The organism is Kitasatospora sp. NPDC057500 (assembly GCF_042802195.1).
Classification (GTDB): Bacteria; Actinomycetota; Actinomycetes; order Streptomycetales; family Streptomycetaceae; genus Kitasatospora.
In genome coordinates this window covers 1-20,863 of sequence record NZ_JBHVER010000026.1, presented here as the reverse complement: position 1 = coordinate 20,863, position 20,863 = coordinate 1, and the positions used below count along the sequence as shown (strand labels likewise).

The window sequence follows — 20,863 nt, the reverse complement described above, 5'->3', positions numbered from 1 at the left end:
CCTGGGCCCATCACCCCCGGCACTTATGTTCTAACGTACATATCACCCGCCACCGGGCCAAGAGCAGGGCAGCCGTCACGACGTCGCCGGGCCGGCGGGGTGCCAGGGGGTGAAGGCGTTGGTCAGGCCGGCCAGGGCCGTGCGCAGCTCCGGGTGGTGGCGGAGCAGGACGGTGACCATCGTGTTGTCGTCGATCCAGGCCAGGCCGGCCTTGGAGTAGACCTCGGGGGTGTAGTACTCGGTGAAGAAGCGGTCGCTGTTCAGCCGGCGGGACGCCATCAGGACGAAGATCCGGAACGCGGTGTCGCTGAAGGCGAATCCGGCCGGGAGCTTCTCGGCGTACATGCCGACCGTCAGATCGACCTTCTCGATGTCGCCCTCGTAGAGCCGCTCGATCTCCTCGGCCCACTCCGGGTTGCCGGTCAGCTCCCGGAAGGTCCGGGCGGGCCGCAGCCTCAGCAGCCGGCGGAACTCGTTGTAGCGGGGGACGCCGAGTTCCCTGCTGCGCAGGATGTCGGTGGCGGCGAGGTCCTGGAGGTTGCCGTCCGGGCGCTGGTACTCCTGGAGGAAGCGCGGGAAGTTGTGCAGGGTGACCAGGCCCGGCGGGAGGGTGCCGAAGCTGTAGAGGAGGTCGGCCGGGCCGACGGCGGCCAGGACCTCCAGGGCCTCGGGTCCGGCCAGGTCGCGGAAGGTGCACTGCCGCAGGGTGGCGTCGTCGGTGACGGAGCGCAGGTGCCAGTCGTCGCGGATCAGCGGGTGCATCCGGTAGACGGCGACGAACTCCTCGGTGAGCGAGTACGGCACGCCGTAGTGGTCCGTCCCGCCGCCGGGGATGCCGCTGAGGACCTCGCTGCCGCTGATCCGCCCGAAGAGCCTGTGCACCCGCTCGCCCGCGAGGCCCCACCAGTTGGCGCGCAGCGCCGCGACGGTGGTGGGGTGGCTGATCACGGCGGGCGTCCACTCCACCGTGTGGATCTTGGCGAGCAGCGCGGCGTTGACCAGCCTGGCCCGCTGGAACAGCTCCTCGTCGCCCCAGCCCGGGTAGGAGCGGTGCAGGTGGTCGCAGATCGCGTTGTGCTCCCGGGCGAACAGCTGCTGCATCATGGCCAGGCCCAGCCAGAAGCCGGGGATGCGGGACGGGTCGCGGGCCGGGTCCGCGTTCGGCGGGAGCCGCCCGTCGTCCCGCACGTGCAGCCGGCCCGACTCCCCGGTGCGCAGCAGCCGCTGCTCCTCCTCGCTGCTCCCGTAGACCTGGGAGGCGTCCCACCAGTGGGAGGAGACGTTGACCCGGGTGTCGGGGGTCCCGGCGGGAGCCTGCGGGTCCCGGGTCGGGTCGTCCGGGGTCCGCATGATCCGCATCGGCCGCTCGGGCCACGGGTCGTCGTCCAGGAGCGGCACCTCCCAGGGGCGGTCCACGGGGCTCGTGCCGTGGCTGAACCAGTCGCGGATCATGAACTGCAGCCAGGCGGCGACCAGCGAGTTGACCGTCTCGGCGGCGACCAGCTCGTGGCGGGTGAGCAGCGCGCGGCTGACCTCGCGGGGGCTCGGCCGGGACAGCACGTCCTCGGCGGTGGCCGGGGCGATCCGGTCCAGCGGGACGTTGCGGCCGAAGCGGGTGCCCGCCATGCCCATGGCCGGGTCGCCGAGGTCGTTGTGGCTGCCGTCGGCGGTCCGGTTGACCCGGTGGCCCGCGGACGGCGGCCCGGCGGTGGGCGGGTCGACGGCGGGCAGCTGCCCGGTGTCGTACAGGTTCCGCTGCCGCAGTCGGATCCGCAGTCCGAGGAGGGTCAGCAGGCCCGGCAGGACCGGCAGCCTGTCCCACCCGAAGCGGCGGTCGACGTACTCGGCCGCGTCGGTGAGGAGCCGCCACGGAAGCGACGTGCGGTATCCGCCACCGTTCGCGGCGGGCGCGGAGCGGCGCGCGTTGCGGGGCGTGGCCATGTCGACCCTCCGGAGGTGCGGTGACGCGCGGTGATGATGCTCTGTGGGCGATCGACCTCCACGATAGGAGCGCGCCCGCCCGCCCGCGCGCCGTGCGGAGGCGGGTGCGGTCCCCCGGGTGACCTCGGAGCGTGGGGCCGAGGGGGAGCCGTCGGGGCGGCGCATAGTCGGAAGGTCGGTCACGCCTTCCGATCATGAGATGAGTCGACCATGCGCCTGCCCCGCCGACCGGTCATCGCGATGGCCGTCCCGCTGCTCCTCTCCGCCGCCGGCTGCGGCTCCCCCGCCGCTCCGCCGCCGGCGGGCGAGGAACCGGGCCCCGCCGTCACCGCCACCGCGGCCCCGACCGGGCCGCGGGCGTTCACCCTGGTCGCCACCGGTGACGTGCTGCCGCACACCGAGATCATCCGGCAGGCCGCGGAGGACGCCGGCGGGGAAGGCTACGACTTCGGCCGGATGCTCGCCGGCGTCGCGCCGCTGATCAGCGGCGCCGACCTCGCCGTCTGCCACATGGAGACCGTCTACGGCCCGGACGGCGGCCCGTTCACCGGCTACCCGGCGTTCAAGTCGCCGCCGCAGGTCGCCCGGGCCCTCAAGGAGGCCGGGTACACCTCCTGCGACACCGCCTCCAACCACACCCTCGACGACGGCCCGGCCGGCATCCGGCGCACGCTCGACGCCATGGACGCCGTCGGCCTGGCGCACACCGGATCCGCCCGCGACGAGGCCGAGGCGGGCCGGCCGGCGCTGCTGCGGGCCGGCGGCGCCACCGTCGCCCACCTCGCCTACACCTACGGCACCAACGGCATCCCGCTGCCGGCGGACCGCCCCTGGGCGGTGAACCTGATCGACCGGGACCGGATCCTCGCCGACGCCCGCGCCGCCCGCGCGGCCGGTGCCGACGTCGTGGCGGTGAGCCTGCACTGGGGCACCGAGTGGCAGGACGCGCCGAACGAGCAGCAGCTCACGCTCGCCCGCGAACTGGCCGCCGGGCCGGACGCCGGGCAGACCGGCGGGCAGGCCGGCGGCGGACCGGACATCGACCTGATCCTCGGCACCCACGCCCACATCCCGCAGGCCTACGAGAAGATCAACGGGACCTGGACCGTGTACGGCCTCGGCGACCAGCTCGCCGGCCACATGTTCACCTACGACGGCGCCGAGGATCCGCGCGGCAACTGGAGCTCGATCGCCCGGTTCACCTTCGCCCCGCCCGCCGCTCCCGGGCAGCGCTGGACGGTCGCCAAGGCCGAGTTCGTCCCCCAGGTGACCGACCTCGGCCCGCCCTACCGCGTCCTCGACCTCCGGGAGGCCGCCCGCCGAGACCCCGGCCGCGCCGACTACGCCCGCGCCCTGGAGCACATCCGCACGGTGGTGCTCAGCCGCGGCGCCGCCTCGGCCGGGCTGACCATGGCCCCCCAGCAGGAATGACGATCGGATAACGACAAAGCCGCCGGAATCATCTGATTGGACGAGGATCCGGCGGCCGACTCGACGGGGCCGTGGAAGGCTGGCGATCATGCCGAGCTTCCGGTCCTACGACGACTGCCCGATCCGCTACGAAGTGCACGGCGAGGGCGAGCCGTTGCTGGTGCTGCCCGGCGGACCGGGGATGGACCTGCGCTACCTCGGCGACCTCGGCGGCCTCGACCGGCGGCGGCGCCTGGTACCGGCGGACGCCAGGGCGGCCGGGCGGTCCGGGGTCCCGGCGGACCGGCGGACGGTGTCGTTCGTCGAGCAGGCCCGCGACCTGGAGGCGCTCCGCCTCCACCTGGGGCTGGAGCGCTTCGACCTGCTGGCGCACTCGGCCGGCTGCCTCACCGCGCAGGAGTACCTGGCGGCCTTCCCCGGCCGGGCGCGCCGCGCCGTGCTGGTCGCCCCGGTCGGCCGGGCCGGGCGCGAGGTCGACGCAACGGAACTCGCGGGACTGCGGGCCGCGCGGTCCGCCGAGCCCTGGTACGCCGACGCCGCGGAGGCGGACCGGCTGCTGGCGCGCGGGGGCCGGACGGGTGGTGAACTCGCGGCGCTGCAACGCCGGGTGCTGCCGTTCTTCTGGCACCGCTGGACCGAGGAGCGCCTGGCCGAGTACCCGCCGCACTACGCGTCCCCCCACCCGTGGCTGCGGGAGGCCTTCTACGCCGGGTCGGCCGATCCGGGAACCCTCGCCGGACGGGTCGCGCGGCTGGGGGCCGCCCGCACGCCCGTCCTGGTGGTGGCCGGCGCCTCGGACGGCATGGTCGGCACGGCACCGGCCCGCGCGGCGGCGTCCGCCCACCCCGGCAGCCGGCTGGAGGTCCTCGCGGAGTCCGGCCACCGCCCGTGGGCGGAGGAGCCCGGGCGCTTCGTGGCGCTGGTCGACGGCTTCCTGACCCCTGACGGCGCGTAGGCCCTCTCCTTCGGATCACGCCAGGCGGCCGCCGGGGGTCAGCCCAGCGCCTTCTCCAGGGCCGCGAGGTAGTTGCGCATCAGGTGGTCGCGGATGCCCTCGCCGTCCGGCGAGAAGGCGGCGGCGCCCAGCCCCTTGGCGCGGTCGGTCAGGCCCGCCACCAGCCCGGTCCGCTCCCGGACGCGGCCGGCCGAGTCGATCTGGTGCAGCGTCTCCACATGGGTGAAGGCCGGCTCCGGGGGCAGTTGGGGCACGATGTCGTTGTCGTGGACGAAGCGGTGGGTGCGGCCCCGGAGGCCCTTGTCGTACGCGGCGGCGAGCAGGCGGTCGCAGGTCCGGGGCTGGCCGAAGGTGTAGACGCCGTCGGCCTGGAGCCGGGGGTCCTCCAGGCTCAGCCGGGCGGCGGTGAGCATCGCGAGCGCCCCGCCGAGGCTGTGGCCGGTGAACCAGACGCTCTGCTCGCCGGTGCGCAGGTCGGCGAGGGTCTTGGCGACGTCGGGGAAGACGGAGTCCAGGGCCTCCGCGAAGCCGTAGTGGACGTATCCGGTGCGGGCGGGCCCGGGCCACGGCGGGGTGGTGCTGTCGGTGAGCCAGTCGCGGATCTGCTGGGCCTCGGTGCCCCGGAACGCGGTGACGATCATGTGCTCCCCCGCCATCGTGTAGGCCTGGGTGTCCTGGAGCGGGAACGGCGGGGTGAAGCGGGTGCGGTGGTGGCGTACGGTCCCGAAGCCCCAGTCGCGGGCCTGCGCCTCGATGGTGGCCTCGTCCTTGTAGGCGAGTTCGGCGGCCTTGGCCAGGTTGTACGCGAGCGGGAGGCCGAAGCCGGTCGCGCGCTGGTCGAAGGTGGTGGGTACGGCCACGGGGAACGCTCCTGTCGGATCGACGGGTGGACGGCGGGGCCACCCGCGCACCCGCCCCGGGAATGCGCTCCGCGACGGACCGGTGACCGCAGGTGACGCTACCGCGCCCGTGGTTCGTGGGCGACCGGAGACGGCGCGGCCCCGGCGAACGACACACCGTCCGCCGGGGCCCTGCACGCGGCGGGGGCTAACAGATCCTCGGCAGCTGCTCCCCCATCGGCAGGTCCACCACCCGGGTGCCGCCGAACGCCGTCCGGGCGACGACCGCGCCGGGGTGGTCGGCCACGCATTCGCCGATCACCGCCGCGCCCGCGCCCAGCGGGTGCGCCCGCATCGCGGCGAGCACCGCGTCCGCCTCCGCGCGCGGCACGAAGGCGACCAGCTTGCCCTCGTTGGCGACGTACATCGGGTCGAGGCCCAGCACGGCGCAGGCGTTGGCCACTTCGGGCGGCACCGGCACCGACCGCTCGCGCACCACCACGCCCACCCCGGCCGCCGCCGCGATCTCGTTGAGCGCCGCGCCCAGCCCGCCCCGGGTGGGGTCGCGCAGCACGTGCAGATCGGGGGTGACCGCGAGCATCGCCTCGACCAGACCGCCGAGCGCGGCGCAGTCGCTCTCGATCGCGACCCCGAACTCCAGGCCCTCGCGCACGCTCATGACGGCGACGCCGTGCACGCCGACGTCCCCGCTGACGATCACCACGTCGCCCGGCACGGCCCGCTGCGGCCTGATGTCCACGCCCGCCGGGACCAGCCCGATGCCGGCGGTGTTCAGGTAGACGCCGTCGCCGCGGCCGGCCTCCACCACCTTGGTGTCCCCGGTGACCACCTCCACCCCGGCCGCCCGGGCGGCGGCGCCGAGGGCCCGGGCCACCCGGTCCACCACCGCCAGCTCCACCCCCTCCTCCAGGATGAAGCCGCAGGACAGGTAGGCGGGCCGCGCCCCGCTCATCGCGAGGTCGTTGACCGTCCCGTTGACGGCGAGGTCACCGATGCTGCCGCCGGGGAAGAACAGCGGCCGCACCACGAAGGAGTCGGTGGAGAACGCCAGCCTGGCGCCGCCGAGTTCGAGCACGGCGGAGTCCGCGAGGCCGGCCAGCGTCCGGCCGCCGAAGGCCGGGGCGAAGAGTCCCGCGACCAGTTCGGCGGACAGCGCCCCGCCGCCACCGTGCCCCATCACCACCCGGGGGTGGTCGCGCAGCGGCAGCGGGCAGCTCCAGCCGGAGAGGTCCGGCCCGGTCAGGGTCCCGGTGTCAGCCAACGGGGCTCGCCTCCCGGGAGGCGTCCGGCACACCCGGCACGCCCGGCGCACCGGACCCGCCCGGCACGCCCAGCCGCCGGTAGAGGTAGTACGCGGCACAGGCCCCCTCGCTGGACACCATGGTCGCGCCGAGCGGGGTGCGCGGGGTGCAGACGGTGCCGAAGGCCCCGCACTGGTCGGGCTTGAGCAGGCCCTGCAGCACCTCGCCGCTGCGGCACTGGGCCGGCTCCCGGGTGGTGATGCCGGAGACGTCGAAGCGGTACTCGGCGTCGTGGTCGCGGTAGCGCGGCGAGAGCCGCCAGCCGCTCCGCGGGATGACGCCGATGCCCCGCCAGGCCCGGTCGGTCACCTCGAAGACGTCCGCCAGCATCGCCCGCGCCGCCGGGTTGCCCTCGGGGCGGACGGCCCTCGGGTAGGCGTTGTCGACGGTGTGCTCGCCGCGCTCCAACTGCCGTACGGTGCGCCGGATCCCCTCCAGGATGTCCAGCGGCTCGAAGCCGGTGACCACGATCGGCACCCGGTGGCGCTCGGCCAGGTCCGGGTACTCCTCGACGCCCATCACGCTGCACACGTGCCCGGCGGCGAGGAAGGCCTGCACCCGGCAGTCCGGCGCGTTCATGATCGCCTCCACGGCCGGGGGCACCCGCACGTGCGAGACCAGCATGCTGAAGTTGCGCACGCCCTGCTTCCTCGCCTGGTGGACGGCCATCGCGTTCGGCGGGGCGGTGGTCTCGAAGCCGATGCCGAAGAACACCACCTCGCGGTCCGGGTTCTCCTTGGCGATCCGCAGCGCGTCCAGCGGCGAGTAGACCACCCGTACGTCGCCGCCCTCGCCGCGCACCCGGAACAGGTCGCGGTCGGTGCCCGGCACCCGCAGCATGTCGCCGAAGGAGCAGAAGACCACCCCGGGCCGGGCGGCGATGGCCAGTGCCCGGTCGATCACCTCCAGCGGGGTCACGCACACCGGGCAGCCCGGCCCATGGATCAACTCGACTTCCTCGGGCAGCAGTTGGTCGATCCCGTGCCGGATGATGCTGTGCGTCTGACCGCCGCACACCTCCATCAGCGCCCACGGCCTGGTCACCGTCGCCCGGATGTCCGCGAGCAGCCCGCCCGCCAACTCCGGGTTCTGGAACTCCTCCAGGTACCTCAACTCCGCTCCTCCGTTCCGGCCTGCCCGGCCACTGCCTCCCACGGGTCGCCGAACTCCTCCTGCAACAGGCCGAGTTCCGCGAAGAGGTCGAGGGTCCGCCGGGCCGACTCCTCGTCCAGCCGCTGCAACGCGAACCCCACGTGCACGATGGCGTACTCACCCACCGCCAGATCGGGGAGGTACTCCAGGCAGACGTCCTTGACGACGCCGCCGAAGTCGACGACCGCCATCCGGGTGCCGTCCCGCTCCTCGATCTCCATCACCCTGCCGGGCACCGCCAGGCACATGGGCCCTCTCCTCTCAACCGGCGCCCGGGTCGCCGGCCCGGGCGGCCACCATCAGCTGGCCGAGCGCCAGTCCGCCGTCGTTGGGCGGCACCCGGCGGTGCCGCAGCACGGTGAAGCCGTCGGCCCGCAGGCCGCGCCCGCAGTCGGCGGAGAGCAGCGCGTTGGCGAAGACCCCGCCGGTCAGCGCGACCGTCTCCAGGCCGCACTCCGCGCGGGCGGCCCGGCACAGCGCACGGACCAGGCCGGCCACCGCGTCGTGGAAGCGGGCGGCGACCAGTCCGGCCGACGCCCCGGCGGCGAGGTCCCCGACCGCCGCCGCCAGCACCGGCCCGGGATCGCCGACCAGGACGCCGCCCTCGCGGCGGAGCGCGAAGGCGTACCCCTCGGCCGGCCCGTGCTCCAGCGCCGCCGCCTCCAGTTCGACCGCCGCCTGGGCCTCGTACCCGGCCAGTTTGCAGACCCCGGCCAGCGCAGAGACGGCGTCGAACAGCCGCCCCATGCTGGAGGTCGGCACGCAGTTCAGCGAGCGCTCCAACTGCCGCTCCAGAATGCCGAGTTCATCGCCAGGACAGGCCCGGACGGCGGGCAGGGCGGCACTCCACGGCAGGCCCGCCGCCCACAGGTGGGCGAGTGCCATCCGGTACGGGCGCCGCACCGCCGCGTCGCCGCCCGGCAGCGGCACGTAGGCCAGGTGGCCGAACCGGCGGAAGCCGTCGTAGTCGGCGAGCAGCACCTCGCCGCCCCAGACCGCGCCGTCGTCGCCGTAGCCGGTGCCGTCGAAGGCGACGCCGATGACGGGCCGGCGGCCGTCGAGGCCGTGCTCCGCCATCGTCGAGGCGATGTGCGCGTGGTGGTGCTGCACCGTCCGCGTCTCGGCCGCCGGGACGGTGCGCCGGGCGTGCCGGGCCGAGCGGTAGCCGGGGTGGCGGTCCACCGCCAGCACCTCCGGCCGGACCCCGGTGACGGCCCCCAACTGGGCCACCGCGCGGTCGAAGGCGCCCAGGGTGGCGAGGTCGTCCATGTCCCCGATGTGGCCGGACAGCCAGGCGTAGCCCCCGGCCGCCAGCGCGAAGGCGTTCTTGAGGTCCCCGCCGGCGGCCAGCGCGGGCCGCACCGGCACGGGGAGCGGCAGCGGCAGCGGGGCGTAGCCGCGCGAGCGGCGCAGCGGCAGCCGCTCGCCGTCGACGACCCGGACCACCGAGTCCTCGCACGGGACGTGGATCGCCCGGTCGTGCGTCAGCCAGCCGTCGACCAGCGGGGCGAGCCGGGTGAGGGCCTCCCGGTCGTCCGTCACGATGGGCTCGCCGGACAGGTTGGCGCTGGTCATCACCAGGAGGGCGGGCCCGGGCGGCGCGAGCAGCAGGTGGTGCAGCGGGGTGTAGGGCAGCATCACCCCGAGGTCGGGGCTGCCGGGCGCCACCGCCTCCGGGCCCGGGCCCGAGCGGCGCAGCAGCACGATCGGCCGGGCCGGGCCGGTGAGCAGTTCCTCCTCGACCGGGCCGGTCCGGGCCAGTGCGGCGAGTTCCCCGAGGTCCCGGGCCATCAGGGCGAAGGGTTTGGCGCCGCGCCGCTTGCGCTCGCGCAGCCGGGTGACGCTCTGCGGGTTCCGCGCGTCGCAGGCCAGGTGGTAGCCGCCGATGCCCTTGACGGCGAGGACGGCGCCCTCGCGCAGCAGCCGGCGGGCGCCGTCGAGGGCGGCCTCGCGCTCGACGACGGGCCGGCCGGGGACGGTGAGGGCGAGCCGGGGGCCGCAGGAGTGGCAGCAGAGCGGCTGGGAGTGGAAGCGCCGGTCGGCGGGGTCGGTGTACTCCCGGGTGCAGTCCGGGCAGAGCGGGAAGCCGGCCATGGTGGTGTTGGCGCGGTCGTAGGGCAGCCCGGTGACGATGGTGTGGCGCGGTCCGCAGTTGGTGCAGCTGATGAACGGGTGCCGGTGGCGGCGGTCGGCCGGGTCGGCGAGTTCGGCGAGGCAGTCGGCGCAGGTGGCGGTGTCCGGCGGCACCAGCGTGCGGTGCGGTCCGCCGTCCCGGGAGGGCGTGATGGCGAAGCCCTGCTCGCCGGTCGCGGGCAGCGGCAGGTGCTCCACGGCGGCGACCAGGGCGAGCGGCGGTGCGTCGCCGGCGATCCGGCGGCAGAACGCCTCGACGGCCTCCCGCCCGCCCTCGACCTCGGCCAGCACGCCTTCGCCGGTGTTGGTGACGGTTCCGGCGAGTCCCAGTTCGGTGGCGAGCGCGTGGACGAAGGGCCGGAAGCCGACGCCCTGGACGACGCCGCTGACGGCCACCCGGCGCCGTACCGTCACGCCCGCTCCGCCGCCGCACCCGCGTGCGAGTGCCCGTGCCCGTGCCCGTGAGTGTGCCCGTGGCCGTGGCCGTGCTGCGGCGCGCCCGCCATCACCGGCCGGTGGACGTCCGCGCCGTCCAGCACCGCGAGGGCCCGGGTCAGCAGCTCCCCCGCGCCCTGCCCGGTCCTGGCCGAGGTGAACACCACCTCCACGCCCGGGTTCACCCGCTCGACGCTCGCCAGGAAGGCGGCCTCGTCAAACTCCACCGCCGCCGCCAGGTCGGCCTTGGTCACCAGCACCAGGTTGGCGAGCCCGAACGCCGTCGGGTACTTCAGCGGCTTGTCCTCCCCCTCGGTGACCGAGGCGAGCACCACCCGCAGCGACTCGCCGAGGTCGTAGGAGGCCGGGCAGACCAGGTTGCCGACGTTCTCCACGAACAGCAGCCTGGTCCCCTCCGGGAGCCAGCCCGCCAGTTGCCCGCTGAGCATGGCGGTCTCCAGGTGGCAGAGCCCGTCGGTGAGCACCTGCTTCACCGGTACGCCCGAACGGGCCAGGCGCACCGCGTCGTTCTCGGTCGCGAGGTCGGCGGTGAGCGCGGCGACGGCGATCCCGCGCTCCCTGGCCAGCCCGAGTTCGGCCTCCAGCAGAGCCGTCTTGCCGCTGCCGGGGCTGGAGAGCAGGTTCACCGCGACGGTGCCCCGGGCGAGCAGCCGGGCGCGCAGTTCGCGGGCCCCGTCGTCGTTCCGGGCGAGGACCGCCTGCCGGAGTTCCACCGAGCGACACATGGGTTCAGCCTTCCTGTCCGGCACCGGCCGCGGCGCCCGGCGGGCGTCCGGCCCACTCGACGCCGAGGATCTGCAGTTCGCGGCCCGCCAGCAGCTCGACCCGGCCGCCGGTGCAGTGCGGGCAGCCGAGGTCGGGCGGCATACCGACGGCCCACTCGGCCGCGCACGGCAGGCACCTGGCCCGCGCCGGCACTGCCTCGGTCTCCAGCACGGCGCCCGCCACCAGCGTTCCGGCGCAGGCCAGTTCGAAGCAGAAGTCGAGGGCCTCGGGCACCACCCCGGCCAGCTCGCCCACTTGCAGCCGGACCCGCGCGACCGCCTCCGCCCCGTGCTCGCGCGCCGCGGCGTCCACCTGCTCGACGACGGCCGTCGCGATCGACATCTCGTGCATGGGGCCCCGTTCCCGGCTGGGAGGCAACGGGCCCCATTACAGGCCGCGGCGGCGGCAGCGGCCCGAAGCCGCGCCGCCGCCGCCCCCGGGACTACGCCGGACGCACCAACGCCCCGTTCACATCCGGCGGATGCGCAGATAGCGCTTCAGGTCGTCCAGGTTCTGCACGACCAGGGCGACGACGGCGGCGAGCACGGCCGCGCACAGCAGCTTCCTCATGACGGTGAGACCTCTCTCTTGGCTTGGGCGTGCGCGCCGACGGTCCGCAGGACCAGCCGGACCGCTTCCTCGACGGCGGCGGCCACCGGCGCGCTCAGTCCGATCCCCTCCTCCAGCGACTCCGGTTCGCACCCCACCACGAGGACCCGGTCCGGCGGTGAGCCGCCGGTGCCGGCGGCCAGCGTGCCGAGCAGCGCGAGCACGGCGTCCGGGCCCATCCGGTGCCCGTCCAGCACCGGCGCCTCCAGCGGCCCGGCGTCCGCCTCGATCAGGTAGACGGTGCCCGGCTCGCCGCCGCGCGAGGTGGCGTCCACCAGCACCAGCGTCCGGTAGCCGTCGAGGAGCCGGTACGCCAGGTGGACGCCGCGCACGCCGACGTCGAGCAGTTCGACGTCGGGCGGCAGCGGGTGCTCCCGCAGCCTGCGCACGGTCTCCACCCCGAAGCCGTCGTCGCCGAGGAAGATGTTGCCCACCCCGGCGACCAGCACCTTTCCCGGTGTCACGGCCCCTCCAGCGGGGTGATCTCGTCCGGCTGGAAGTAGCGGAAGCGGCCCTGGGCTCGCCACAGGTCCGCGCCCGGGTCGTCCTCCAGGGTCACCGCCAGGTGCACCGAGCCGTCGACGTCGTGCAGCACGGCCTCCACCACGGCGGTGCGGCCGGCCAGGAAGAGGTCCTGGGCGTCGGTGCGCCGCCGTCCGGGCCGCAGCAGGACCCGGCTGCCGGCGCCGACCTCGCGGCCGTCGACCAGGACGCGGTCCCGCTCGGGGTCCACCCCGGGGTCGTCGCCCGGGTCCCACCAGGGCTGCCCGGGCGCGTTGCCGGTGATCTCGCGCAGGCCCCGGACGGCGCCGTGCAGCCGTTCCAGCACCTCCGGGGGCAGCGAGTCGGCGAGGTCGATCACCGCGCCGGCCCGCTCGTCGGTGCCCCGGGCCTCCCGCTTCTCGCGGTCCGTCAGGGCGGCGGTGCGCAGGGCGAGGATCTCGTCGATCTCGGTGGCGTCGTAGAGCGTGCCGGGGCTCTCGGGGGCGACGGCCGGGTGGTCCTCCAGGATGATCGGCGAGGAGAGCACCACCCGGTCGGGGCCGGGCGGGCCGGCCAGCACCGGCCAGGTGTGCTCGTTGCGGCACTCCGCGGCGGCGTCCCTGGCCCACTCGGGCGGGTCGGTCGGCGACAGGAAGGTGCCGCGTTCGAGGCCGAGCAGCAGGTGTGCCGAGACCAGCGAGCGGGCCAGCGCCGTCTCCCGTCCGTCGTCCGGCCGCGGCGCCCAGTCGGTGGTGTTCTCCACCACGGCGGTCAGCAGCCGCACCCCGTACGGGCCGGGGACCTCCCGGGTGCTCAGCCGCAGCAGGCCGTCGGTCCGCTCCCAGCGGCGCAGCAGCCGGCCGACGACGGCGCCGTCGGCGCGCAGCGGTTCGGTCCACCGGCCGGCCGGGAGGTGGAAGGGCCGGACCAGCTCGTCGCCCAACTCGTCGACAGGGACGACGAGTTCGATTCTCTCCTCGACGCCTTCGTCCCACGGCACCAGGACCCGGTCGGCGAGTTCGAGTGCGTCGGTCTCCTCGTAGCCGCCGCCGGGCAGGGCCCGTTCGACGGTGCGCCGCCGTGCCCTCAGGAAGCGCAGTTCGACGGCCAGCCGGTCGCCGGGGCGCGGCTCCATCAGGCATTCGGTGCGCTGGTGGAAGTGCTCGCCGCTGTCGGCGCCGTAGCCGGGCGGGACGAGCACGCCGAACTGCCAGCGCAGCCGGTTCTTGGCGGCGGACGCCCGGTAGGGGTAGAGGACGTAGCCCTCGAACAGGACGGCGTCGGCGATCTGCCGGGCGTGGGCGAAGGCGGTCCCGGTCGCGGCGGGGAGGGCGGAGGCGCTCACCGGGCCGTCTCCTCGACCGGGGCGCCGGCCAGCAGTTGGCGCACGGTCGCCTCCCAGGAGGGCAGGGCGCGGCGCGAGCGGTAGGCGAGCAGCGCGTCCATCAGTTCCTCGGGCAGCCGCAGCCAGCCGCAGCCGGGGAAGTGCCGGTCGATCGCCTCCCGCCAGACCCGGACGGGCATCCGCACCGCGGCCTCCCGGTCCCAGGGCACCGGGGAGACCTGGAAGCCGCCGGGGCCGGCGAAGGCGGTGCCGGAGAACAGCAGCAGCAACGGCACGTCGCCGTCCTCCAGCGCCCTGAGGTAGCGGGGGGCGGCGACGTCCTGGTCGTAGGTGCAGGGGACGGGCAGGTCCAGCTCGGTCTCGCCGGTGAAGCCGGGGACCATCAGCGGCACCTGGGCGAACTCGACCGGGTTGAGGGTGGTGGCCCAGCGGGCGCGTTCGCCGAACAGGTCGGTGAGCCGCCCGGCCTCCGCCGCGTCGTAGCCGCGCCGGGCGGGCTCGATGCGCAGCTGGCAGCGGAGCGCCAGGGCGTGCACCCGGGTGCCGGGCGGGGCGGTGATCCGCAGCCGGAAGAGCAGGGTGGGGCCGGCGGCGTGTTCGGCGGCCCGGACGGCGGTGCAGGAGAAGGCGAGCGGGGTCACCGGGGGGCGTCCTCTCGCAGCGGGCGGGCCCGTTCGGCGAGCCTGGCGAAGAAGGCGTCGACCTCGGCCCTGGCCTCGGCCCCGCCGTCGAACCCCTTCCAGCAGCGCCGCAGCCGGCCGACCAGTTCGTAGCAGGCGTCGATCGGCACCAGCAGGCAGTGAACGCCGGTGCCGGTGCGGCGCAGCAGCAGCGCCTCGACGTCGGGTTCCAGGGCGGCGGCGAGCCGGCTGGTGCCGAGGGCGGTGTGCCAGGCGGCCTCGTCGGGTTCGCTCTCGGTGGCGCCGCCGGGGCCGGGGTAGAGCAGCACGAGGCGGTCCTGCCGGGCGTTGCGGAACAGGAAGGCGGTGCCGACCGGGATGCCGAGGGCGCTCCAGGCCTGTTCGTCGATCCGGTGTTCCGGGTCGGGGTCGGTGAGGTGGCGGTCGGGGACGTGGCGGTAGCGGCCGCCGGCCGCGGCGGGCTGCCGGAACAGCAGGCCGCAGGCGGTGCAGACGCAGGTGAGGGTCTGTTCCTCGGTGTCGACCAGGTGCCGGTGCGACGGGGGGACGCCCTGGCCGCAGAAGGCGCAGCGCTCGGGCTGCGGGGGTGCGGGCTCGCGCAGCCGGTGCAGCAGGGCGGTGCCGGGCCGGGCGGGTTGGCGGGTGTTCACCGGGCGGCCTCCGCCGGGGTGTCCGGGCGGGTGGCGATCTGGAGCAGCTGCGGCGCGCGTTCGAACACCGCGGCCGTCACCTCGGGCGCGTGGCAGGCGACGGCGGCCTCGATGTCCTCCTCGGAGCAGCCGCAGCCGGCGCGGGTGCGGCGCAGCCTGGCGGTGCCGGTGGCGGGGTCGAAGCCGGTCAGCTCGACCGGTTCGGGCAGTGCGGCGAGCGCCCGGTGGATCCGGGCGGCGGTGTCCTCGGGGTGCAGTTCGTGCAGGACGAGCAGGGCGGCCACGGCCGGGTCGTCCAGCAGCGCGGTGAGGGCGGGGCCGGGCAGCGCCGTGACGATCCGGGTGAGGCCCTCGTGGTAGAAGTCCATGAGGTCGCGCACCAGTTGCTCGCCGGCCTGCTGGGCGGCGCCGGCACCGCCGGGCCCGTCGATCCCGTCGAGCCGGTCGAGGGCCTCCTGGATCCGCAGTCCGGTCTGTTCCGCCGTCATGCGGTGAGCCCGCTCAGGCCGGTGGGCACGTGCATCTTCTGCACGGTGCGTCCGCCGCCGACGTACATGTGCACGCCGCAGGGCAGGCAGGGGTCGAAGCTGCGGACGGCGCGCATGATGTCGATGCCCTTGAACTCGTCCGGCGGGTTCTCCTCGAAGATCGGGGTGTTCTGGACGGCGTCCTCGTAGGGCCCGGGGGTGCCGAGGCTGTCGCGCACGCTGGCGTTCCACGGGGTGGGCGGGTACGGGTGGTAGTTGGCGATCTTTCCGTCCCGGATCACCATGTGGTGCGACAGGACGCCGCGCACGGCCTCGGTGAAGCCGCAGCCGATGGACTCGTCCGGCACCTCGAAGCGCTCCCAGGTCCGGCTGCGCCCGGCCCGGACCTCGTCCAGCGCCTTCTCGGCGAAGTGCAGGGCGCAGGCGGCCGCGTAGGCCTGGAAGTAGGTGCGGGCGCGGTTGCGTTCGAGGGCGTTGCTCCACTGCGGGATCTTCCACTCGAAGGTGGTCTCCGGCCTCGTCATCGAGCGCGGCAGGTTGATCAGCACGCTGTGGCCGGTGGCCTTGACGTAGCCGATGTCGACCAGCCCGGACAGGGCGGTGGACCACAGGCGGGCGATCGGGCCGCCGCCGGTGTCGAGGGCGAGGTGGTCGGTGCCGTCGAACCAGCGCGGGGACATCACCCAGCTGTACTTGTCGTCGAAGTCGCGCTTCTGCGGGGCGGGGATGGTGTGCTGGTTCCAGGGGTGGCGGGGGTCGACGGGGTTGCCGAGCGGGTCGTGGGTGACGAACTGCTCCTGGCCCTCCCAGTCCTGGTAGTAGGAGCTGCCGAGCAGGATGCGGATGCCGAGGTTGATCCGGGTGAGGTCGTTGGTGACCAGCTTGCCGTCGACGACGACGCCGGGGGTGACGAACATCCGCCGGCCCCAGTCGGTCATGTTGCGGTAGGTGAAGTCGCAGTGGTCGGGGTCGTTGAGGCTGCCCCAGCAGCCGAGCAGGACGCGGCGGCGGCCGACCTCCTCGTAGCCGGGCAGGGCCTGGTAGAAGAAGTCGAAGAGGTCGTCGTGGAGCGGTACGACCTTCTTCATGAACTCCACGTAGCGCATCAGCCGGGTGAGGTAGTCGGTGAACAGTTGGACGGTGGCCACCGTGCCGACCCCGCCGGGGTACAGCGTGGAGGGGTGCACATGGCGGCCCTCCATCAGGCAGAACATCTCCCGGGTGTAGCGGCTGACCTGGAGCGCCTCGCGGTAGAACTCCCCCTCGATGGGGTTGAGCGAGCGCATGATGTCGGCGATGGTGCGGTAGCCGTGGTCGCCGGCGTGCGGCGCCTCGGTGCGCTCGGCGAGGTCCAGCACGCCGGGGTTGGTCTCGCGGACCATCTTCTCGCAGTAGTCGACCCCGACCAGGTTCTCCTGGAAGATGTTGTGGTCGAACATGTACTCGGCGGCCTCGCCGAGGTTGATGATCCACTCGCCGAGGTGCGGGGGCTTCACCCCGTAGGCCATGTTCTGCGCGTAGACCGAACAGGTGGCGTGGTTGTCGCCGCAGATGCCGCAGATCCGGCTGGTGATGAAGTGGGCGTCGCGGGGGTCCTTGCCCCGCATGAAGACGCTGTAGCCGCGGAAGACCGAGGAGGTGCTGTAGCACTCCGCGACCTTCTTCTGCTTGAAGTCGATCTTCGTGTGGATGCCCAGGCTGCCCACGATCCGGGTGATCGGGTCCCAGGACATCTCCACCAGGCCGTTGCCGTCCCCGGCCGCCCTGCTCGTCGTCGTCATCGTGTCTGTCGTGCCCTTCTGGAGGCGGGGAGGGGAGGCGGCGGGGCCGCCGCGCCCGGGGCGCGGCGGCCCGTCCGGTCACCGCGGCGGGCGGTAGCCGGTGGTCAGGGTGCGCCCGGGGTGGCGCCACCTGGGTTCCTTGTCGAGCGTCCGGAGGGTGATGGCGCGCAGCCGGCGGACCACCGAGCCGTACGTCCGGCTGACCTTGGTGGAGACCGTCGAGCCGGGCGGCGGGTCCATGAACGGCATGAACTTGTCGGGGAAGCCGGGCATCGTGCAGGCGATGCAGATGCCGCCGACGTTCGGGCAGCCGCCGATGCCGTTGATCCAGCCGCGCTTGGTGACGTTGCACTTGACGACCGGGCCCCAGCAGCCGAGCCGCACCAGGCACTCCGGCGTGCCGTAGTCGGTGGCGAACTGCCCCTGCTCGTAGTAGCCGCCGCGGTCGCAGCCCTCGTGCACGGTGGCGCCGAACAGCCAGGTCGGGCGCAGCTTGTCGTCCAGCGGGATCATCGGCGCGGAGCCGGCCAGCTGGTAGAGCAGGTAGGTCAGGGTCTCGGCGAAGTTGTCGGGCTGGATGGGGCAGCCCGGCACGCAGACGATCGGCAGGCCGGCCTTGGACTTCCAGTCCCAGCCGAGGTGGTCGGGCACGCCCATGGCGCCGGTCGGATTGCCCTCCATCGCGTGGATGCCGCCGTAGGTGGCGCAGGTGCCGATCGCGACGACCGCGGTGGCCTTGGGGGCGAGGCGGTCCAGCCATTCACTGGTGGTGATCGGCTGGCCGGTGGCGGGGTCGTCGCCGAAGCCGCACCAGTAGCCCTCCTCCTTGATCCGCTCGTTGGGGATGGACCCCTCGACGACCAGGACGAACGGGTCGAGTTCGCCGCGGTCCGCCTTGAAGAACCACTCGACGAAGTTGTCGGCGCCCTGGACCGGGCCGCACTCGAAGTCGATCAGCGGCCAGTGCACGGCGACCTTCGGCAGGCCGGGCAGGGCGCCGGTGACGATCTCCTCGATGCTCGGCTGCATGGCGGCGGTCAGCGCGACCGAGTCGCCGTCGCAGCTCAGGCCCGCGTTGATCCAGAGAATGTGCACCACGTCGGTGGCGGTGGCGTTCGTTGTTGCAGCACCCATGAGGATGCCTCCTCGGAACCGGGAGCCGGACGAAATGGCTCAGAACCGTCATAACAGTCCCCGGCCCGTCCCGCCGGTCCACGGAGCCGCCCGGAGCGTCCGAACAGCCGCGATCCCGGTGGGCCGTCCGGGTCACGCGGGGGCGGCGGGGGCGGGCGTCTTCCGGACGAAGGCGGCGCGCAGCGCGTGGTAGGGCGCGCGCGGGTCGAAGAACTGGGCGTGCATCACGGCCAGCTCCGCCGCCCGGTGGTCGGCGAGCGGCCGGATGCGCTCGTCGGCCTCGCGGGCGGCCTTCTTGGCGGCGATCCGGCCGTGGACCGTCGGCGAGGCGGCGGTCAGCCGGGCCAGCCGGGCGGCCTCGGCCTCGAACTGCTGCGGGCCGCAGGGCAGCACCCGGTCGACCAGCCCGGTCCGCAGGGCGGCCGCGGCGCTCACCGGCAGCGCCCGTTCGGTGAGCCGGCGGGCCTGCTCCGCGCCCACCTTGCGCGGCAGGCTGTACGTCCAGTACTCGGAGCCGTGCAGGCCCATCAGCCGGTAGTGCGGGTTGAGCACGACGCCCCGGCGGCACCAGACCTCGTCGGCGGCCAGCGCGAGCATCACGCCGCCGGCCGCCGCGTTGCCGCCGAGGGCGGCGACCACCAGGCGGTCGGTGGTGGTGAGGACGGCCTCGGCCAGGTCGTCGACGGCGTTGATGTTGGCCCAGGACTCGGCCGCCGGGTCGTCGGCCGCCTCGATCACGTTGAGGTGGATGCCGTTGGAGAAGAAGTCGCGGCCGCCGCCGAGCACCAGCACGGTGGTCGGGCGGGTCAGCGCGTAGCGGTAGGCGTCGAGCAGGCGGCGGCAGTGGGCGGTGCTCATCGCACCGCCGGGGAAGGAGAAGCGCAGCAGGCCGACCGGTCCGTCCTCGGCGTAGCGGATGTCCGACCAGACCGGGTCGTCCGCGGCCGGCATCAGCGGCGCCGGAAGCTCCGGCAGGCGGGGCAGCGAGTCGCCGAGGGCCGTGACGGCCGGCAGCTTGACGGTGGCGGGCCCGCCGGGCGGGCGGCGCCGGCGCAGCTCCGGGATCCACACCGCGCCGTCGGCGGTCGCCCGGCACAGTGCCCCGGCCCTGGTGGCCAGCGGTTCGCCGGGGCGTCCGCGCAGCGTCCGCTCGGGGTGGCCGCCGTGCAGGTACCACTCGCCGCCGAGCAGGTCGTCCAGTACGCCGGGCCGCGAGTCGGCGGCCCGGAGCTTTCGCACCACGGTGTCGGTGGTGTCGCGCTCCCAGTCGATCCGCCGCAGCCCCTGGCGCAGGTAGGGGCGGGTGTGGTCGGCCGCCCGCCAGTCGGGGCCGCTCTGCGGGCGGGGGGTGAAGGTGCCGGAGGCGAACCGCCGCACGGCCCGCAGCACGGCGTCGAGGGCGGCGTCGGAGACCTCGCCCCGGTAGAGGTCGCTCTTGGCCGCGGGCGGCAGCAGGCAGGACGCCGAGGCCCAGACGGGGCCGGCGTCCATCACCTCGTCGGCCTGGAGCACGGTCACGCCCCACCGCGTCGCGCCCTCGTGGAGCGCCCAGTCGAGGGCGGACGGGCCCCGGTCGCCCGGCGGGCCGGGGTGCACGACCAGGCAGGTGACGGCCGACCAGACGTCGCGCGGCAGCGCCGTGGTGAGCATCGGTGCGATCACCAGCTCCGGGGCGTGGTCCCGCACCGCCGTGCGCAGCGCCCCGTCGTCCCCGGCCAGGTGGACGTCCACCCGGTGGCGCCGGTCGCGCAGTTCGGCGTGGACCCGCTGGGTGAGGCTGTTGAACGCGCTCGCGACGAGCAGGATCCGCATGTGCGCCTCCGGCGGTGTGGGCACCCGTGAACCCGGCGATCATCTCCCCGGGCCGCACGGGCCGCGCCGCGCCGCTCCGCCGGTTTACCCGGGCGGCGGCCCGGCTACGGACCGAAGTCGACGGCCAGGCAGTTGTAGAACCTGAAGGCGCCCTCGGGGTCGTAGGTGTCGCCCGGCCCCTCGCCCGGTCCGGTCGGCCTCTCCTCCGTCATGTCCTCGAAACGGATGCGCTCGGGGAGCCTGCCGAAGCGGGCGTGCCTCGCCCCGGCGGCGGGATCGTCGGTGCGATTGCTGCTCATGACCACCCTCCGGACTGCGGACGGACTCAGGATGCGCCCCCGTTTCATCACCTGTCAAGACGGTGACGAGGCGGGTGTTTGACCGGTTCTGCACTCCCTGCGGCCCGGTCGCCCGTGCCAGGCTCTGCTGCCACCGGCCCGGTCGGGCCGGTGCGAGGCCGGTCGCTCGGTGAGCACGGCGGCCCCGCGTCACCCGTGTGAAGGGAAGAGTGGTTGCCCATGATCAGCCTCCGGACGGCACTGCGCACGGCGGCCGCGGCCGCGACGGCGGCCCTGGTCGGCCTCGGCGCCGGAACGGCGGACGCCGCGGCCGGGTGGCCCCCGCTCCAGGAGGGCGGGTACCTCTACGCGGGCGCCAACGGCACCGGGGCGGTGAGCGTGGTCGACCTCGGCGACCTCGGCACCTGCCACACCCTGGCGAAGCCCGTCCGCTCCGTCCAGATCGTCAACGGGTCCGCCTCGGTGCTGCTCTTCACCGGGGCCGGCTGCACCGGCGTCCACCCGTGGGCCTCCGGCTCGCTGGCCCAGTCCGACCTCCCCGCGGCGGCCCTGAGCTACCGGGTGATCCCTGCCTGACGATCCGCCGCGCCGAGCCCCGGGGCCGCCGTGGCCCGTCCGGGTGGTGCC

At 74.6% G+C, this 20,863-nt stretch carries 21 protein-coding genes; 3 read left to right on the top strand and 18 right to left on the bottom strand.

The features are described 5' to 3' along the window. Positions 1-75: 75 nt before the first annotated feature. The gene (locus tag ACFU74_RS08710) at positions 76-1,941 is read right to left on the bottom strand and encodes a peroxidase family protein (RefSeq protein WP_380753879.1); all 1,866 of its coding nucleotides are present in this window, start codon (positions 1,939-1,941) and stop codon (positions 76-78) included. A gap of 210 nt (positions 1,942-2,151) precedes the next feature. Between ACFU74_RS08710 and ACFU74_RS08705 the strand changes: the two genes are divergently transcribed. Continuing rightward, entirely contained in the window at positions 2,152-3,372 is a 1,221-nt protein-coding gene (locus tag ACFU74_RS08705) for a CapA family protein (protein WP_380753876.1), read from the top strand. An 88-nt stretch (positions 3,373-3,460) separates the two neighbouring features. Next, positions 3,461-4,327: an alpha/beta fold hydrolase gene (locus tag ACFU74_RS08700; protein WP_380753873.1), complete on the top strand. Its 867-nt coding sequence runs from the start codon at positions 3,461-3,463 to the stop codon at positions 4,325-4,327. A 38-nt stretch (positions 4,328-4,365) separates the two neighbouring features. Here the strand turns inward: ACFU74_RS08700 and ACFU74_RS08695 are convergent, their stop codons facing one another. The 17 genes from ACFU74_RS08695 to ACFU74_RS08615 all read right to left on the bottom strand — a co-directional run bounded on the left by ACFU74_RS08695 (position 4,366) and on the right by ACFU74_RS08615 (position 20,236). After that, a complete protein-coding gene (locus ACFU74_RS08695; RefSeq protein WP_380753870.1) occupies positions 4,366-5,187 on the bottom strand; it encodes a lipase family protein in 822 nt (273 codons plus the stop codon). Between the two features lie 187 nt (positions 5,188-5,374). After that, a complete protein-coding gene (hypE, locus tag ACFU74_RS08690; protein ID WP_380753959.1) occupies positions 5,375-6,364 on the bottom strand; it encodes a hydrogenase expression/formation protein HypE in 990 nt (329 codons plus the stop codon). 76 nt (positions 6,365-6,440) lie between these two features. Then, entirely contained in the window at positions 6,441-7,601 is a 1,161-nt protein-coding gene (hypD, locus tag ACFU74_RS08685) for a hydrogenase formation protein HypD (protein ID WP_380753867.1), read from the bottom strand. Continuing rightward, positions 7,598-7,888 (bottom strand): HypC/HybG/HupF family hydrogenase formation chaperone, encoded by a 291-nt coding sequence (locus ACFU74_RS08680; protein WP_380753864.1) that lies wholly within the window; start codon positions 7,886-7,888, stop codon positions 7,598-7,600. The genes hypD and ACFU74_RS08680 overlap by 4 nt, the downstream gene beginning before the upstream one ends. Positions 7,889-7,901: 13 nt before the next feature. Then, positions 7,902-10,187, bottom strand: coding sequence for a carbamoyltransferase HypF (gene hypF / locus ACFU74_RS08675; RefSeq protein ID WP_380753862.1), 2,286 nt, complete (start codon positions 10,185-10,187; stop codon positions 7,902-7,904). After that, complete coding sequence (gene hypB, locus ACFU74_RS08670; RefSeq protein WP_380753859.1) at positions 10,184-10,954, bottom strand: hydrogenase nickel incorporation protein HypB; 771 nt, start codon at positions 10,952-10,954, stop codon at positions 10,184-10,186. Before hypB ends, hypF begins: the two co-directional genes overlap by 4 nt. A gap of 4 nt (positions 10,955-10,958) precedes the next feature. Beyond that, positions 10,959-11,345: a hydrogenase maturation nickel metallochaperone HypA gene (gene hypA, locus ACFU74_RS08665; RefSeq protein WP_380753857.1), complete on the bottom strand. Its 387-nt coding sequence runs from the start codon at positions 11,343-11,345 to the stop codon at positions 10,959-10,961. Positions 11,346-11,462: 117 nt separating this feature from the next. Next, positions 11,463-11,564: a DUF6893 family small protein gene (locus ACFU74_RS08660; protein ID WP_380283557.1), complete on the bottom strand. Its 102-nt coding sequence runs from the start codon at positions 11,562-11,564 to the stop codon at positions 11,463-11,465. Beyond that, the gene (locus ACFU74_RS08655; RefSeq protein WP_380753854.1) at positions 11,561-12,067 is read right to left on the bottom strand and encodes a hydrogenase maturation protease; all 507 of its coding nucleotides are present in this window, start codon (positions 12,065-12,067) and stop codon (positions 11,561-11,563) included. The genes ACFU74_RS08660 and ACFU74_RS08655 overlap by 4 nt, the downstream gene beginning before the upstream one ends. Next, a complete protein-coding gene (locus tag ACFU74_RS08650; protein ID WP_380753852.1) occupies positions 12,064-13,431 on the bottom strand; it encodes a hypothetical protein in 1,368 nt (455 codons plus the stop codon). Before ACFU74_RS08650 ends, ACFU74_RS08655 begins: the two co-directional genes overlap by 4 nt. Then, the gene (locus tag ACFU74_RS08645; RefSeq protein ID WP_380753849.1) at positions 13,428-14,072 is read right to left on the bottom strand and encodes a DUF6084 family protein; all 645 of its coding nucleotides are present in this window, start codon (positions 14,070-14,072) and stop codon (positions 13,428-13,430) included. Before ACFU74_RS08645 ends, ACFU74_RS08650 begins: the two co-directional genes overlap by 4 nt. Continuing rightward, on the bottom strand, positions 14,069-14,722 hold the full coding sequence (locus tag ACFU74_RS08640; protein ID WP_380753847.1) for a DUF5947 family protein: 654 nt from the start codon (positions 14,720-14,722) through the stop codon (positions 14,069-14,071). The genes ACFU74_RS08645 and ACFU74_RS08640 overlap by 4 nt, the downstream gene beginning before the upstream one ends. Beyond that, positions 14,719-15,210 (bottom strand): thioredoxin, encoded by a 492-nt coding sequence (locus ACFU74_RS08635; RefSeq protein WP_380753844.1) that lies wholly within the window; start codon positions 15,208-15,210, stop codon positions 14,719-14,721. The genes ACFU74_RS08640 and ACFU74_RS08635 overlap by 4 nt, the downstream gene beginning before the upstream one ends. After that, the gene (locus ACFU74_RS08630) at positions 15,207-16,991 is read right to left on the bottom strand and encodes a nickel-dependent hydrogenase large subunit (protein ID WP_380753842.1); all 1,785 of its coding nucleotides are present in this window, start codon (positions 16,989-16,991) and stop codon (positions 15,207-15,209) included. The genes ACFU74_RS08635 and ACFU74_RS08630 overlap by 4 nt, the downstream gene beginning before the upstream one ends. 78 nt (positions 16,992-17,069) lie before the next feature. Beyond that, positions 17,070-18,125, bottom strand: a complete 1,056-nt coding sequence (locus tag ACFU74_RS08625; RefSeq protein WP_380753839.1) for a hydrogenase expression protein HypE — start codon at positions 18,123-18,125, stop codon at positions 17,070-17,072. 132 nt (positions 18,126-18,257) lie between these two features. Then, positions 18,258-19,937, bottom strand: a complete 1,680-nt coding sequence (locus ACFU74_RS08620; RefSeq protein WP_380753837.1) for a hydrogenase maturation protein — start codon at positions 19,935-19,937, stop codon at positions 18,258-18,260. Positions 19,938-20,041: 104 nt separating this feature from the next. Then, positions 20,042-20,236, bottom strand: coding sequence for a hypothetical protein (locus tag ACFU74_RS08615; protein WP_380753834.1), 195 nt, complete (start codon positions 20,234-20,236; stop codon positions 20,042-20,044). Positions 20,237-20,455: 219 nt separating this feature from the next. Between ACFU74_RS08615 and ACFU74_RS08610 the strand changes: the two genes are divergently transcribed. Continuing rightward, on the top strand, positions 20,456-20,812 hold the full coding sequence (locus tag ACFU74_RS08610; RefSeq protein WP_380753832.1) for a hypothetical protein: 357 nt from the start codon (positions 20,456-20,458) through the stop codon (positions 20,810-20,812). The last annotated feature ends 51 nt before the right edge of the window (positions 20,813-20,863 follow it).

Coding starts and splice junctions, on each gene's coding strand:
- ACFU74_RS08710 (WP_380753879.1), bottom strand. CDS start 1,941: ATGGCCACGCCCCGCAACGCGCGCCGCTCCGCGCCCGCCGCGAACGGT.
- ACFU74_RS08705 (WP_380753876.1), top strand. CDS start 2,152: ATGCGCCTGCCCCGCCGACCGGTCATCGCGATGGCCGTCCCGCTGCTC.
- ACFU74_RS08700 (WP_380753873.1), top strand. CDS start 3,461: ATGCCGAGCTTCCGGTCCTACGACGACTGCCCGATCCGCTACGAAGTG.
- hypE (WP_380753959.1), bottom strand. CDS start 6,364: ATGGGGCACGGTGGCGGCGGGGCGCTGTCCGCCGAACTGGTCGCGGGA.
- ACFU74_RS08680 (WP_380753864.1), bottom strand. CDS start 7,888: ATGTGCCTGGCGGTGCCCGGCAGGGTGATGGAGATCGAGGAGCGGGAC.
- hypB (WP_380753859.1), bottom strand. CDS start 10,954: ATGTGTCGCTCGGTGGAACTCCGGCAGGCGGTCCTCGCCCGGAACGAC.
- hypA (WP_380753857.1), bottom strand. CDS start 11,345: ATGCACGAGATGTCGATCGCGACGGCCGTCGTCGAGCAGGTGGACGCC.
- ACFU74_RS08660 (WP_380283557.1), bottom strand. CDS start 11,564: ATGAGGAAGCTGCTGTGCGCGGCCGTGCTCGCCGCCGTCGTCGCCCTG.
- ACFU74_RS08635 (WP_380753844.1), bottom strand. CDS start 15,210: ATGACGGCGGAACAGACCGGACTGCGGATCCAGGAGGCCCTCGACCGG.
- ACFU74_RS08630 (WP_380753842.1), bottom strand. CDS start 16,991: ATGACGACGACGAGCAGGGCGGCCGGGGACGGCAACGGCCTGGTGGAG.
- ACFU74_RS08625 (WP_380753839.1), bottom strand. CDS start 18,125: ATGGGTGCTGCAACAACGAACGCCACCGCCACCGACGTGGTGCACATT.
- ACFU74_RS08620 (WP_380753837.1), bottom strand. CDS start 19,937: ATGCGGATCCTGCTCGTCGCGAGCGCGTTCAACAGCCTCACCCAGCGG.
- ACFU74_RS08615 (WP_380753834.1), bottom strand. CDS start 20,236: ATGAGCAGCAATCGCACCGACGATCCCGCCGCCGGGGCGAGGCACGCC.
- ACFU74_RS08610 (WP_380753832.1), top strand. CDS start 20,456: ATGATCAGCCTCCGGACGGCACTGCGCACGGCGGCCGCGGCCGCGACG.